Source organism: Pseudolysobacter antarcticus, assembly GCF_004168365.1.
In the GTDB taxonomy this organism is placed as follows: Bacteria; Pseudomonadota; Gammaproteobacteria; order Xanthomonadales; family Rhodanobacteraceae; genus Pseudolysobacter; species Pseudolysobacter antarcticus.
Map to the genome: position 1 here is coordinate 949305 of NZ_CP035704.1, position 15636 is coordinate 964940.

Annotated in this window: 7 protein-coding genes; 4 read left to right on the forward strand and 3 right to left on the reverse strand. The window is 59.4% G+C overall.

Annotation, left to right across the window (positions count from 1 at the left end):
• Positions 1–530: 530 nt before the first annotated feature.
• Entirely contained in the window at positions 531–1049 is a 519-nt protein-coding gene (gene dps / locus ELE36_RS04070) for a DNA starvation/stationary phase protection protein Dps (RefSeq protein ID WP_129831877.1), read from the reverse strand.
• A 215-nt stretch (positions 1050–1264) separates the two neighbouring features.
• On the opposite strand from dps, the gene hrpA reads away from it, so the two are divergent.
• Positions 1265–5125 carry an ATP-dependent RNA helicase HrpA gene (gene hrpA, locus ELE36_RS04075; RefSeq protein WP_207215918.1) on the forward strand — a complete coding sequence of 1287 codons (3861 nt, stop codon included), beginning with the start codon at positions 1265–1267 and terminating at the stop codon, positions 5123–5125.
• A 50-nt stretch (positions 5126–5175) separates the two neighbouring features.
• Here hrpA and ELE36_RS04080 read toward each other — a convergent pair whose 3' ends face one another.
• On the reverse strand, positions 5176–5643 hold the full coding sequence (locus ELE36_RS04080; protein WP_129831878.1) for a hypothetical protein: 468 nt from the start codon (positions 5641–5643) through the stop codon (positions 5176–5178).
• Positions 5644–6096: 453 nt separating this feature from the next.
• Between ELE36_RS04080 and ELE36_RS04085 the strand changes: the two genes are divergently transcribed.
• From ELE36_RS04085 to ELE36_RS04095, 3 genes are all read left to right on the forward strand, one after another.
• Entirely contained in the window at positions 6097–6993 is an 897-nt protein-coding gene (locus ELE36_RS04085; protein ID WP_129831879.1) for a hypothetical protein, read from the forward strand.
• A 101-nt stretch (positions 6994–7094) separates the two neighbouring features.
• Positions 7095–9239: a RelA/SpoT family protein gene (locus ELE36_RS04090; protein ID WP_242512354.1), complete on the forward strand. Its 2145-nt coding sequence runs from the start codon at positions 7095–7097 to the stop codon at positions 9237–9239.
• A 97-nt stretch (positions 9240–9336) separates the two neighbouring features.
• Positions 9337–10974, forward strand: a complete 1638-nt coding sequence (locus ELE36_RS04095; protein ID WP_129831880.1) for a hypothetical protein — start codon at positions 9337–9339, stop codon at positions 10972–10974.
• Positions 10975–11016: 42 nt separating this feature from the next.
• On the opposite strand, the gene ELE36_RS04100 is transcribed toward ELE36_RS04095, so the two are convergent.
• Complete coding sequence (locus tag ELE36_RS04100) at positions 11017–15609, reverse strand: glycosyltransferase (RefSeq protein ID WP_129831881.1); 4593 nt, start codon at positions 15607–15609, stop codon at positions 11017–11019.
• Between the last annotated feature and the right edge of the window lie 27 nt (positions 15610–15636).

The window sequence follows — 15636 nt, forward strand, 5'->3', positions numbered from 1 at the left end:
ACTGATAGCTACCGAATTGCCCGTAGCCTCCACCTGTTTGGACGCGGCCAGAAACATGGGCCCAGCCCTTCTTTCCCGGGAACCAATTATTGGGTACGCACGTTTCGGTTCTGGGAAGAACCCAAATAGCAGCAAGATCTTCAAATCTCGACGGCGCAACGGTGCAGGTCTCCATCTCCAGGACGAACCACCCACACGTCTCCACGAACTGTCCTTCGTATTCCGTTGGCGAAGAAACCAGATTCGAAAGCTGCACAAATCGTGCGGACGGACTAGCACAGCCAGCCAATGCGCTGACTAGAAATAGCGCACAAAACCTCGTGTGACTGCTAACAATGATTTCGGCGGTTGCCAAGACACCAATTTTAACTGTCAGCATGATGCGTTTGATCACGGGTTTGACCCCCAAAGCGTATTTACGTTGCGTTGATTGCGGATAAAACGTTGATCGCAGCAAACTAAGCATTGCAGCGCATGCAAAAATCCCGGCACGGTGCCGGGATTTTCGAACATCAAGAATGGCGCGAAACTTACTGCAAATGCGCTTCGAGAAACCAGAGTGACTTGTCGAGCTCACGCGAGACCGCGGTGAACAAATCCGCGGTGCCGGCATCACCCTCCTTGTCCGCCGTCTCGATCGCAGCGCGTGTGCTGGCGCCGAGCAACGCGTAGCGATCGGCGAGTAGCGCGACCATTTTCATGCCGTCGTAGCTATCGTGCGGCAGCTCGGGCAGGCGCGAGTTGCGCGCGGCGAGGCGTGCCGTTCCCATTGCCACACCACCCAGTGCGGTGACGCGCTCGGCAATCGTATCGACCGGCTCTTCGATGCCTTCGGCGAGGCTGTCGAACAACTCGTGCAGCGCGATGAAATACGGACCCTTGACGTTCCAGTGCGCCTGCTTCACCTGGCTGTAAAGATCGGCGGTGTCGGCGAGTTGCTGGTTGAGCAAGGCGATCATGCGCTCGCGCAGTTTCGGCTTCAGATCGATGCGCGTCGGGTTGCTGGATTTGTTGTTGGTCGTGGTGGTGGTTTTGTTGATCTTGCTCATCGCGGTTCCTTGCAAGTTCGGGCGGAGGTGATCGCCACTATACTGCAGCACCTTGCCAAGAAAAAATCGATTGTCACGATGAGTTCGATACGGTCTGTGAATCGCGAATCGCATGCGTTGAATTTGCGTGGTGTGGCCGCAAATCGACTCTCTGTTTGAATCGTCTTGTCGTGATTGATATCCGCGTGAATTCTCCCGTTGCTAGCACCGATCCGCTGAACCAGCTGCGCTCCGACTTGCGCGAAACGTTACTGGTCGATCGGCTGCGCCTGAAGCGTGAGCTGGATCGTCTCGCCGCGCAGGCTGAACCGAAACCGCAAGCACTCTCGGCGCTGAGTCAACGCATCGCGCAGGCGCGTACAAAATATGCGCAGAGGATGAAAAATCGTCCGCTCATCCAGCTCGATGACAGCCTGCCGATCACGGCCAAGGCCGATCTCATCGTCGAGCTGATTCGCAAGCATCAGGTGCTCGTGATCGCCGGCGAAACCGGATCTGGCAAAACCACGCAATTGCCGAAATTATGTCTCGCCGCCGGCCGCGGCAAGGATGGCCTGATCGGTTGCACGCAGCCGCGTCGCATCGCCGCGCGTAGTGTGGCACGACGTGTCGCCGACGAACTCGGCACGCCGCTCGGCACGACGGTCGGGTTTCAAGTTCGGTTCAACGAACAGGTCGGCGAAAACGCGCTGATCAAGTTCATGACTGACGGCATTCTGCTCGCCGAAACGCAGGGCGATGCTTGGCTGAACGCGTACGACACGTTGATTATCGACGAAGCACACGAACGCAGCCTCAACATCGATTTCCTGCTCGGATACCTGAAACGCCTGCTCGCGAAACGGCGCGATCTCAAACTGATTGTGACTTCGGCGACGATCGATACGTCGCGCTTTGCCGAATTTTTCGACGGCGCGCCGGTGCTCGATATCGAAGGTCGCGGTTATCCGGTCGAGGTGCGTTATCGGCCGTGGGAGGATGCCGCCGGTGAGCGTGTCGAACGCAGCCAGCTCGATGCGATCGTGGCGGCGGTGGATGAAATCACGCAGTCGGACGGCCTCGGCGATATCCTGATTTTTCTTGCCGGCGAACGCGAAATTCGCGAAACCCATCTCGCGCTGGAGAAACGCAAATATCGCGAAACCGAGGTATTGCCGTTGTATGCGCGCCTGTCCGGCAATGATCAGGATCGTGTGTTCAAACCGGGGCCGAAACGGCGCGTCGTGCTCGCGACCAATGTCGCGGAAACATCGTTGACGGTGCCGCGCATTCGCTACGTGATCGATCCCGGCACCGCGCGCGTGAAGCGCTACAGCCAGCGCAATCAGATCGAGCGCCTGCACATCGAGCCGATCTCGCAAGCGGCGGCGGATCAGCGCAAGGGCCGTTGCGGACGCATCGCCGCGGGTGTGTGTGTGCGGCTGTATGGCGAGGATGATTTTTCGCAACGGGCGCGCTACACCGATCCCGAAATCATGCGCACCTCGCTGGCCGGCGTGATCCTGCGCATGCTGAGTTTGCGACTCGGCGAAGTCGAACAATTTCCGTTTGTCGAGGCGCCGCCGGAGCGCGCGATTGCCGACGGTTACCGCAAGCTCGGCGAGATCGGCGCGATCGATACACAACGCAAGATTACCGAGCTTGGCAAGACTATCGCCAAATTGCCGGTGGATGTCGCACTCGGGCGTATGCTGCTCGAAGCACGCGACAAAAATGCCTTGCGCGAACTGCATGTGCTCGCGGCGTTTCTGAGTACGCAGGATCCGCGTGAACGCCCGAGCGAAGCGCGTGCATTGGCCGATGCGGCGCACGCTGAGTTTGTCGACAAGCAATCCGATTTTGTCGGTGTGCTGCAGTTGTGGAATGCGTACCAAACCGCGCACGAAGACCTCACCCAATCGCGCTTGCGCGACTGGTGCCAAGCGCGTTTTCTATCGTATTTGCGCATGCGCGAATGGCGCGAACTGCATCGGCAATTGATGTTGATCACGCAAGAGTTGAGCTGGTCGCAGAATAGCGAAGCAGCAAGTTTCGAGGCCGTGCATCGCTGTCTGCTGTCAGGCTGGCCGACGCAAGTGGCACGTCGCGACGAGCGTGGTGCATACGAGGGTGCGCGGCAACGGAAATACCAGATATTCCCCGGTTCGGCACTCGCCAAACACGGCCCGGCGTGGTTGCTTACCGGCCAGATCCTCGATACGCAACGCGTGTATGCGCTGAACAACGCGCGTGTTGAGCCGCTGTGGATCGAGCAGCAATGCGCGCATCTGCTCAAACGCAGTTGGCGTGATCCACACTGGTCGCGCAAGCAGGGCGCAGTGATGGCGTTCGAGCAGGTGACCTTGTTCGGGCTGACGCTGGTCGAACGGCGTGCGGTGCGTTATGCGAAACAGAATGCGCACGAGGCGCGCGAAGTATTTATCCGCGAAGCGCTGGTGTCCGGCGAGATCGATTGCCGCGCCGATTTCCTGCGCTCCAACACGCGTGTGCTGCACGAAGCGCACGAGCTCGAAGCCAAGCAACGACGTCAAGGCATGTTGCGCAGCGATGACGAACTCTGCGTTTTCTTCGATCCTAAATTGCCCGCGGATATTTGCACTGCGGCGGCGCTGGACGCTTGGTACAAACAGGCGAGTCCGGCAGTGCAAGCGTCCATGCGCTGGTCGCTCGATGATGTGTTGGTAGCGACTGCCGGCATCGGCGCGGGGGCATTTCCGGCCGCGCTCGAGCTCGCAGGAACATCGCTCAAACTCGAGTATCGTTTTGTGCCGGGCGATGCGGCGGACGGCGTGACCCTGCATCTGCCACTGGCCTTGCTGAATGCGGTTGATGCCATACGGATCGAATGGCTGGTGCCGGGTTTGCTCGCGGAAAAAGTGACTGAGTTGATTCGCGGCTTGCCGAAGGCGATTCGTCGCAATTTCGTGCCGGCACCGGATTTCGCGCGCGCATTTTGCGAAGCGCAATCGGGCGCTATGGCAGCATCCGCACTGCGCCCGCTGACGCAGGTATTGGCGGCATTTCTGCAGCGTGCCACCGGCGTGGCGATTACGCCTGACAGTTTCGACGAGACAGCGCTCGATGCGCATTTGCGCATGAACCTGCGCGTGTTCGACGAGCATGGCAAAACGGTGGCGCAAGGCCGTGATCTGCCAGAGCTGCAACGTGAGTTTGCCGCCGCCGCGCGCGCTGCGTTTTCGCGTCGCACCGATACCGCGATCACACGCGAGCATGTCAGCGAATTCGACATGGACGAGATTCCGGTAACACTCGGCGAGGCCGGCGGTTTGCAGGCGTTTCCGGCGCTGGTCGATCTCGGCGAGACGGTTGCCTTGCGCGTGTTTGAGAGTTTTTCCGAGGCGGCGATGCAGCATCGTCTCGGTGTGCAACGCCTGCTGCGTCGCGGTCTGGCGGATCGGATCAAACAAGCGCGGCGACAATTGCCGTTGAGTCCGGCGTTGGGCCTCAAATATGCGGCCCTCGGCAGCATCGAACATCTGCGTGAGGATTTGATCGAGGCCGCATTTTTAAGTTGTTGTGCCGAGGTCGATCTCAACGTGCGTACGCGCGTGGTATTCGAGCATTTGCAGCACGATGTCGGCCGCGCAATTTTCCCTACTGCCGTTGCTCGATTAAAACTTGGCGAAGCCGTGATCGCCGCGTATATCGAATTGCTACCCTGGTTGGAGCCGCCGCTGCTCGGTTTTGCGCGCGCGAACTACGATGACTTGCGCGAGCAACTTGCTGAACTATTACATTCGGGATTTTTGCGCGAGGTCGAGAATGCGCGCTTGGCGCACTACCCGCGGTACCTGCGCGCGATGCGTCTGCGTGCGGAACGATTACGCCAGGATCCCGTGCGCGATCAGGCGCGCATGATCAATGTGCAACCGTATTGGCGCGCGTACCTCGCCTTGCGTGCAGAACGTGGCAGCAGCGCAGACGCTGGTCTGGATGAATTGCGCTGGCTGATCGAGGAGCTGCGGGTATCGCTATTTGCGCAGGAGCTGAAAACCGCCGAAGCCGTATCGGGCAAGCGTCTGAGCCGCCTGCTCGAAATCTTGCAACAACAATAAGCGAGCCGGAAACGCTGGCGATAGCAGCTCCGGCTCGACGTCGAGATTGCCTACTTCAAGCGCTTCACGCGCAGATTGCAATCGGTATTGTCGACATACAGCAACCAGCTTCCCATCAGCATCGGCTTGATCGTGACCTTCGCATCGGCGGTGTGGTAATTCAGGCAGCCGGTGCCGGATTCGGCTTGCTGCCATTCTTGGCCGTTCTTTAGTTTGAACGTGGTTTTGCCGCGCCAGCCGGTGAATTGGCCATCGATTTGATCGTTCACCGTGACTTTGTCTGAGGCTTCCGGATAGAACGTCTCTTCCACAGCGTGCGCCTTGGTCAAAGTGCCAGTGCTGTGCGATTGCAGCCAGTCGTTGAGCGATTTGAGTTCGGCGGCACTGAGCTTGTCCAGCCCTGTGGCGTGCATTTCGCCTTGCGACATGCGTTCTTCCAGGCTGGAGTAACTGACTGCATTTGCCACGGAAAGCAGGCCGAAGGTCAGGCCGAAGATGCTCGCAAGTCTCAATTTCATGGAAACCTCTTAAAAGATTGGCGACAGTTTTGTCGCAACTGAATCAAACTGAGATTGTAACGGCAACGCCGCTCGACGCGCATCGTCGAAATCAGTCGGTTATGAAATATGACGATCAGATTGTTGTGCAATGCGGCACGTGGATGGAAGCCATCACATACGGGAAGCCGGGATTTTACTTGTGGAATGGCTCTGTTTGAAGGCGCGGAATTCGTCGCAAATGTCACAATTTGCCAACATCGTCATGGAATATTCCCTGCACATACAGCAATTTAACAATGGTTGCTTGTATTTGACCTATACTTTGTGCATCACTGCAGCATAACGCGCTCAAACTTGGCGCGCTGTGCTGCTGGAAATTTTTGCCAAAAGCCTGTGGAAGGACGTTCAATCGCCCTTGCGGCTATGTGGTTTCCGGGTAAGTCTTACATGATGTCGGTTGGAGTAAATCGCATGCAATTTCGTTTCTTGGCACTTGGCGGGGTTTTGGGTCTGATCGGTGGATTGGCGCACGCGAGCAGTTTTCCGCTGTATTTGCAGGAAGAGGACGTCCCGACGATCAACAATTATGCGACTGGTTCCAACCTATTCACGCTCACCGTATCTCAGCCTGTGCTGTGCGCAAATACCGGGCCTGCAGCCGCCGGCGGGCAAAACGGCGGCCTGATAAATCCGGTCTATTCGAATTTTGTCTTCGGACCTTACACGGTGCCGCAAAGCGGTGTGCCTGTGCAAACGCCATCGGTTGGCTTGACCAATGTTCAATATAAAACGTCGTTAACGCCAGCGACGTATGTGTTGCAGGCCGACTCTTCTCTGGGCACACCTCCATTGGTTTGTTATGTCACCGACGCCAATGGTGTGCGCAAGCCTACCAGCGATATTTTTGTGGATAATTTTGATCATGACTACACCGTGGGGGCGACACCGGATATCTACGACAGCTCAGTTACCGTCACGGTCGAAGCAACTCCGCCCCCTGGCTACTATAAGTTTTATGTCGATATAAAGATTCCTACCCCAGCGCAGTCGGCGAATTTCGTGCTGCGTGATGGTTACAACACACGCGTTTTCAATAACACTGGCGGTGGCTGGTGTCAGGCTGGAAGCACGACGGACACGCTCTGCCCTGTTTCTACGACCCTCGGGGATATCAACTTCACCCAGACGCTGAATTCGAGCAGCTTGCCGACGCAAATTCGTTTCATCGTTTTCCGCCAGTACAACATCGGCATTACGCCGAATCCCGGCGAGTTGCTCGCTCTCGCGGCCTTGTTCTCGCCGAGCAATATTGCCGAAATTCCGCTAGGCAATAATGTCGGGGCAGCCGTCGCTCCGACTCCGCAATAAATCGCGTTGCACAATCGACACTCGAACGCGGCCTCCGGGCCGCGTTTTTTTTGCTCATGAAAATCCCGAGCGTGTGTCCTGATCCACGCTAGAATCATCGCGTGAAAAATCCGCAATCCATTCCGTTGACCGTAGCGACCTGGGGCGCGGCGCGAATCGCGCCATCGCCTGCGACAGATGCGCTCGACCTCGCTTTGAGTCTGGCGGCAGCGACAGACAAGTTGCATAGCAGCGAAACCGAGCTGATCGCCACGCTGCGTCAGTTGCAGCAGCTCAACTCCGATAACGACACGCTGGCCGCCACCCTGTTGCACGCGCTGCAACTGGCTGGGGTTGAAGTGACGCGCGAAATTCTGGCGCCGTATCCCGCGGTCGTGCGCGATTTGCTCGAAGGCCAACAGGCCGCGGAAAAGGTCTGGTCGTTGTATGCCGCGCACAGCAGCGGTGGCAATGCCGAAGGCTTGCGTCGCCTATTGCTCGCGATCATCCGCGATTTGCGCGTGGTATTTATTCTGCTCGCGCGACAACTCGTGCGTTTGCGTAGTGCGGGTCAGCTGCCGCCGGAACAGCAGCGCGCGCTGGCCAAGCTCACCGCCGATATCCATGCACCACTGGCGAATCGACTCGGCATCTGGCAACTGAAGTGGGAGCTGGAAGATCTGGCATTGCGTTACGCGCAGCCGGAAGTTTATCTGCGCATCGTGCGGCTGCTCGACGAGCGCCGCGAAGATCGCGAAACTTTCATCCGCACCACGATCGCGAATCTGCATCACGCGCTGGCCGAGAACGGTATCGCCGCCGAACTCGCCGGCCGACCGAAACACATCTATTCGATCTGGCGCAAAATGAGTCGCAAGGGTGGCGATTTTTCCGCGCTGTACGATATCCGCGCGATCCGTGTGCTGGTCAGCGATGTCGCCACCTGTTACGCCGCGCTCGGCATCGTGCATTCGTTATGGTCGCATGTGCCGGGCGAGTTCGACGATTACATCGCGCACCCGAAGGGCAACAATTACCAATCGCTGCATACCGCGGTGATCGGCCCCGAAGGCAAGACGCTGGAAATCCAGATTCGTTCGCACGACATGCATGCGCACGCCGAACTTGGTGTCGCCGCGCACTGGCGCTACAAGGAAGGCGGCGGTGGCGACGCGAGTTTCGAGCGCAAGATCGCGTGGATGCGCCAGCTGCTCGAAAGCAAGGACGAACGCGAAGATGCTGACAGCGCGCTACTCGCGGGCTTTCGCACCGACATGCTCGAAGATCGCGTTTATCTTTTGACGCCGCGTGGTCAGGTCATGGATTTGCCGAGCGGCGCGACCGTGCTCGATTTCGCTTATCACGTGCACACCGATGTCGGCCATCGTTGTCGCGGCGCCAAGGTCAACGGTCGTATCGTGCCGCTCGGATTCCAGCCGGCGACCGGCGATCGTGTCGAGATACTGACCGGCAAAGTGATCGAGCCGCATCGTGACTGGCTAAGTCCGCATCACGGTTATCTGCACACGCATCGGGCGCGCGACAAGGTACGCGCGTGGTTCCGGCATGTCGATCTGGATGCGAATCTCGCCGCTGGTCGTGCGTTGTTCGAGCGCGAGCTGAAACGTCTCGCGCTGGGCACGGTGGATGTCGATTTGTTGCCGGCAAAATTCCAGCTGCAGACCCACGAAGAATTGCTCGTGGCATTGGCCATCGGCGATATCGGCACCAGTCAACTGGCGCGCGCGCTGCACGAGCAGCAGACACCGCGCGAGCTGCCGAAACCGACGTTGCCGCCGCCGTTGCCACGCACCGCACGCGATGCCGTCACCATTGAGGGTGTCGGTAATCTGTTGAGCGTGATCGCCCGCTGCTGCCAACCGCTGCCGGGCGATGCGATCGTCGGTTTCATCACCAAAGGACGCGGCGTATCGATCCATCGCGCCGACTGCGGCAGCTTTGCACATCTGCGCGCGCGCGACGCCAATCGTGTGATCGAAGTCGAGTGGGGCGGCACGCGCGCGCAGTCCTACGAAGTCGATGTGGTATTGCGCGGTTACGATCGCAAATCACTGCACAAGGACGTGACCACGGTGATCGCCGCCGCGAACGTGCATATGCTGGCGGTCGATGCGCGCGTGGACAATACAACCGGTATCGTGACGATGCGTTTTGCGCTGCGCGTCAGCGACTACGGCCAGCTCAGCGCGTTGCTGGCACAGCTCTCGGGCGTGCCGAATATCATCGAGGCGCGACGCTTGGCCTGAGCTCTGGCGCTGCCGAATATTCAGCCAGCGCGTGCTAATGTTGGATGATCGAAGCGCTGCAGTGCGTTATCACATCTCATCGAAAAGCTTTTCGCCCATGACCGAAACTCCGCGCAACCGGCCATCACACACCCGCGAGGAACCTCGCTTCGGCAGCATCGATGCGGCGCAGGATGCTGTGAGCCAACGCGCGGTGATGCGCGCCGATGTGCGAACCACGCGGCATGGTGGGTCGAGCTCAACACGGCGCGGCGGTGGGTTCTGGTTATGGTTGCTGATCGGGATTGTCGCGGTCGCGGCGCTCGGATATTTCAACCAGGAAAAGTTGCGCCGGCTGCTGCCGAATACCGAACTGAACGACCTCATTGCGCGCGGCAATCAGGCCTTGGCGCAAAACAAGCTCAGCGGTACGCATGGCGATAGCGCGCGTGAATTGTTCCAGTCGGTGCGTGTGCTCGAACCCGATAACGAACAGGCGCGCGCGGGCCTGGATCAGGTCGGTTTGCATATGCTGGCGCAGGCGCGTGAGGCGTTGCAAAACAAGGATTACCCGGCGGCGCATATCATGCTCGATGGCGCGCAGGAGCTGTTGGCCGGTGGCGCCGAGCTCGAAAAATTCCAGGCTGATCTGCATGCCGCTGAATCGCGCGGTAGCCAAACCGAGGCGGTTTTGCAAAAAGCCGATGCCGCTCTTGCCGCCGGCAAGTTACTTGGTGCGGGCGGTGCGGCGTCCTTGTACCAGCAAGTCGCAAGCGCGGATGCCGGCAATGCGCTCGCGCAAAACGGCCTGAAAAAAGTTGCGGCCGCACTCGCCAACCAGACTCGTGATGCGATCGCTGCCGGCAAACTCGATCTCGCCAACCAGCACATCGGCGAACTCGCGCAACTCAATGCGAGTTATCCCGACGTGCCGGAATTGCGCGGTCAACTCGCCAAGGCGCGCAGCGACGCGCAGGCAGATCAAACTGCGGCACTGACGCAGGGCGTGGAGCGCGGCGAAGCGGAATTGCATGCCGGACATTTCAGTGGCGACGACGGCGCTGCCGAGGCGATTTTTCAGGACTTGCTGAAACGTGATCCCGCCAATGCGCGCGCCAAGGCGGGCTTGCGTGCGGTCGCGCAGGCGTTGATCGTACAGGCGAATGCAGCACTCGATGACAACCACGTCGATGTTGCCGACAAGTTGTTGAGCCATGCCGAAAAACTTGGCAACACGGGCGCCGAATTGCAAGCAGCACGCAATCATCTGCGTGAAGCACGCGAGCAACTCGACATCGAAAACCAGCGTACGCAAATTTCGCCCGAGCAGCAGAATCGAATCCGGCAATTGTTGCTGCAAGCGAATCGTGCTTTGGCCACTGGCAACCTGATCGTGCCACCGGGTGATTGCGCTTTCGACAAATTTCGCGCGGTGCTCGCGATCGATGGCAACAATGCGCAGGCGCTGGATGGCTTGAAACGCTTGCCGCAACGCGCACGTGAATTGTTCGAACGGGAGCTACATAGCAACCAGCCGGGCAAGGCACGCATCCAGCTCGATGCGCTGGCGGATAGCGAACCCGATGCGGCCGGTCTGTCGGCGATGCGCCGGCGCTTGGCGAATGCCTATCTCGACCAGGCCGAGCAACGCATGGCCGATGGTGTGCCGACCGACGCATTTCGTGCGCTGAAAAATGCGCGCGAAATCGATCCGCAAAATCCGCGCATCGCGGATGTGGATCAAAAGTTGCGTTGATGAAACCGCGCCGCGATAAGGTCGCGGCGGCGCATTGACGGCTTACTTGCGCAGGATCGTCTCGACCGCACGACGTGCCGCATCGAACGAAAAATGCTGGCGCACATTCTCCAGCCCATTCATCGATAATTGTTGCCACAGGGTCTCATCGTTGTAGGCGCGCACGATCAGGGCCGCCAGCTCTTGCGGGTCATCAGCGACCAGCACATCTTCGCCGTTGCGCACGTGCATGCCTTCCACCGCAATGGCGGTGGCGACGACCGGCAAACCGTAACTCATCGCCATGTTCACCTTGCCCTTGACCCCGGCGCCGTAACGCAGCGGCGCAATCGACAGGCGGCAGCCATCCATGTACGGCGTGATGTCGGGCAGAAATCCGTGCACCATCACACCCTCAGCCTGCAGCTGGAGAATCTCCGCCGGCGCCTTGCTGCCGATCACATGGAATTGCACGTGTGGCAACTGCGCGCGTACGTGCGGAAACACCTCGCGCACAAAAAACTGCACGGCATCGATATTCGGCGGATGCTGGAAACCGCCGACAAACACCAAGTCGTGACGCTCGCCAAACGCGCGCCGACAACCGAATACTTCGTGCACATTCGACAACACTTCGATACGGACTTCCGGCACCTCGCGCTCGAGGATTTCACACTCGACCGGACTCACCACGAGCGTGACGTCACAGTCGCGCATGAGCCTGAGTTCCTGCACCTTGGTCTTGGCCGCTTCGCGTGCGATGTCGGCACTTTCGATCAGCGCGGCGGCGCGTTCCTCGCGTAGATAATGCAGATCGACCGTATCGAAAATCAGCCGCGCCTGCGGTGCGTACAAACGCACCAGATCGATGTAGTTGACCGCGATGTAGTGGCGCGAAATCACGATCACATCGAACAGGCTGCCGTGCTCGCGAAAAAATCGCACGGTGTCGTTGAGGTAGGGGTGATACAGCGCTTCCACGCCAAGTTGTTGCAGTGGTGGCGTGTATTTTTCGTCGTAGGCGCGATTGTCGGCGAAGAAGCTGACCTTGTAGTCGAGATCGATCAGCACGCGCATCAGGTTGACGATGCGCAACGAGCCGGAGTCCTGATCCGGCGCCGGCATGCACGCATCGATGATCAAGGCGCGGCCACCAATTCGATGTTCGCGCGCGATCTCGATACGCGTATCAGGCGCGGGCTGGAATGCCAGCGCGGCGCTCCACTTGTCGAGGAATTTCTGTTGGTTGATCACCTGATAGCGCTTGATGCCGCTGCCGATATCGGTGCCTGACGTTATGCCTTCGAAATGCACCACGGTCGCGCGCGGTTCGTAGATAACTTTCAAGCCCGCGGCACGCACCGCGAATGCGAGATCGGTATCTTCGTAATATGCCGGTGCGTAACGCATGTCGAATCCGCCGAGCTGTTCGAACAGCGCGCGACGCAACATGATCGCCGCGCCCGAGCAATAATCGACCTCGCGGCGATAATTGAATTGCGGTGCGGCGGGATCTTCGAAACGCCCGTAATTCCAGCCCGAGCCATCGCTGAAGATGATGCCGCCGGCCTCCTGCAAACGACCATCCGGATAGACGAGTTTGGCGCCGACCAGCCCGGCGCGCGGTTCTTCGGCGAAGGTATTGACCAGTGCTTCGAGCCAGCCTGGCGTGACCACGGTATCGTTGTTGAGGAACAGCACAAACTCGCCGCGTGCCTGCGCCGCCCCGGCATTGCACGAGCCGACGAAACCGAGATTTTCGCTATTGCGTATCGTCTGAATTCCTTCGATCAAAACGAGACACGCCGCGGTGTCATCGCTCGAACCGTCATCGACGACGATCACCTCAAACGCGGTCGCGCCGGCATGTTCGGTGAGCGAGCGCAGGCACGCATCGGTGTATGCAAATTTGTTGTAGACCGGAATGACGATGGATACCGTCGGACTGCCGCTGGTCGGCACGGCGTGAGGCGCGAAATCCTGCGTCGGGGCCTCGACGACGGTGAGCGGCGCGAACGGTGAATCCTGATTGAGCTCCTGCGCCGCGCGCGCGATCGTGCCTTTCAGGCCGCGACGGGCCAGCGAGCCGCGCACGCGACCATGCACGCTGCGCAAACGCGTGAGCAGAAATACGAGACGTATGCGTGCATTGCGTATGCGCCGGGCGAACCAGCGTAACGGTTTGGTGAGACGCCACGAACGGCTCGCGAGCAGGCGATTGCGCTCGGTTTCAAATTCGTCGCGTTGGCGTGCATATTCGTCGCGTGTCTCGCGAATTTGGTCGCGTTGTTGCTCAAGTTCGAGATGGTCACGTTCTTGCTGCATACGAATGCGTTCGAGCGCATTGATCTGCTCGTCGAGCTGCGCGATCGCCGCTTGCTGCGCCAGCGCCCATCGCGTGCGTTCGTCGAATTCCGCGTGCAAGGTGGTCAACGCATCCTGCGCCGATTCGATATCGCGTTGCAGCGAATTCGCCCAGACCGTGCGTTCGTCGATTTCAATCTCGCGCTGCTTGAGGATGCGCGCGGCCTGCTTCAGTTCGCGGTCCAGGCCGGTGGCCCAGTCACTGCGTTTTTCGAGCTCGGCTTGTTGTGTCTTGAGTTTTGTCGACAGCGTGGTTTGCGCACGCACACTGTCGCCAAGATGCGTACTCAACTCGGCAATCACAAGACGTTCGTTGCTCACCGCCTGCAACGCATAACGCGCGATCGTGACTTGCGGCAACGGCAACCACGTGCGGTATTCCGCGCCCATGGCCTGCAATGATTTTTCAACGTGCCCGATCAGATTCAAGCGAACCTGTTCGAGGCTGTCGCGATCTTCATCGAGATGCGCAATGACGCGGTTGATCGCGACAACGTTCGCCGGCGCCAACCAGCCGCTCACGCCATCTTCGATACGTTCGGCCAGACTGCCGACTTCGGTCGCGACCACCGGCACGCCGAGGCTCCACATTTCCGACAAGGTATAGCTGAAAGTTTCCGCCACGGTCGGCAGCAGCAATGCCGCATCAGGTGCTATTTTCGCGATCAATGCGGGTAGTTCGTCGCGCTGGTAATTCAGCACGATGTGCACATCAGGCTCACCGAAAAATTCCTCGCCGTCCTTGCCGGCGCCGAGCAGGAAAATCTCCGCAAACTCACGCAGCTTTGGCAAGACGGCGCGCAGCAGTTCGGCACCTTTGCCGCGCCGCACCCGACCCGGCACGACCAGCCGCAAGCGCGTGCGCCGCGGCGGTTCGGCCAGTGGCAGCGGCGCGCTCGCCGGCCATGCGGCGAGGCCGTGACCGATGACCTGATTGCGCAGCGATTTCAGACGCGGCTCGATCCGTAGCAGGTTCGCCAGCGCCGAGCGGCTCGGCGCTGCCAACGTGGCCGAGGCCCGCAGCAATGCCTCGACATATTGCTCGCGCAAGCGCTGCCAATACGCGGGATCGCGATTCGCAAATTCGAGCTTCGCATTCGCGCTGTTGAGATCGCTTACCAGTTGCGTTTCATCGAAGCGCAGCTGCGCGTCGCCGAAATCGCGATGCAGAATCGGCCACAGCGGATAAAAATCGTGACCGACGATGAGCAACGGCAAACCGGTGCGCAGTGCATCTAGGCTATGTCCGATCAGCGATGAAACCATCAGTGCATCGACGCAGAATTCGCGAACGATCGCGGCGAGGAAATCGCGGTAACTGGCATCGTGCAATGCGGTATCGGCGATCGCGTTCGGCAAGGTGATGCGGCGCAATGGCGGTTGCGAAAAATCGCCGGCGAGTAATTCCAATGCTTCGCCGAAACAACGCCGCACCGAATTGCCGCGTGCGATCAGTACCAGATGATGCCGCGCCGAATCCGCAGCGGCGAGATCGCGCACAAAACGCTCGGCACCACCGCCCCAACCATGCAGGATATGCAGGATCACGGGTTTCGCGTCGAGCCCCGGAAATCCAGATGCACGTGCGCCCCGGTCATGTAAAAGTGCAGCAGCGACTTGTTCGCGCAACTCGCCAAGCGCAGATGAAGTATCGGCATCCGTGCCGGGTTGCGGAAGTTTCGGGCCATGCAAAATTCGACCGGGCGCGGCCACGTACAGATGGTCGAGCAACACCGCACGCAGTGGTGCGAATGCGGCTGGCACCGATAGATTTTCCAGCGCCACCAAGCCCGCTGTACGCAGGCGAGGTCCGTGCCACGCGCTCAACAACGGCGAGATGTTGGCGCAATCCAGGTACTGCTTGTGGCTGTACAAATAACACAGCCGGTCGATCTCGGCGGGCGATACATCGGACTGCGCGCCAGCCGGTAGCGGCGCGCGTAATGCATCGAGATTGTCCAGTGCGGATACCGCGAGCACGTCGTCAACTTGCAACGCGCGGGTGATGCGCTCAAACGAGAATTCCGGCAATAGAGTACCCGCGCGCAACAGCACGAGATCGTCGCCGGGGTACGCCGTAGCGCAAGCGCGCAACACGCTTGCGACATCATCGCTGCCGATATTTGCCGCGAGCGAATCCAGCAAACGTCCAGCTATCGTGATCGGTGCGAGCGCGCCGACCACGGTGATGCGAATATCGTTCGGCAAGCGGGTAATGCAGTGTTCCAGCCACGCCGAATCGCGTTCGCCACAGGCATGGATGCAGACTCTTGCGCTAGACGCTGTCGGCATAGTCAGGGAAATTCTTCAAGATAAGGA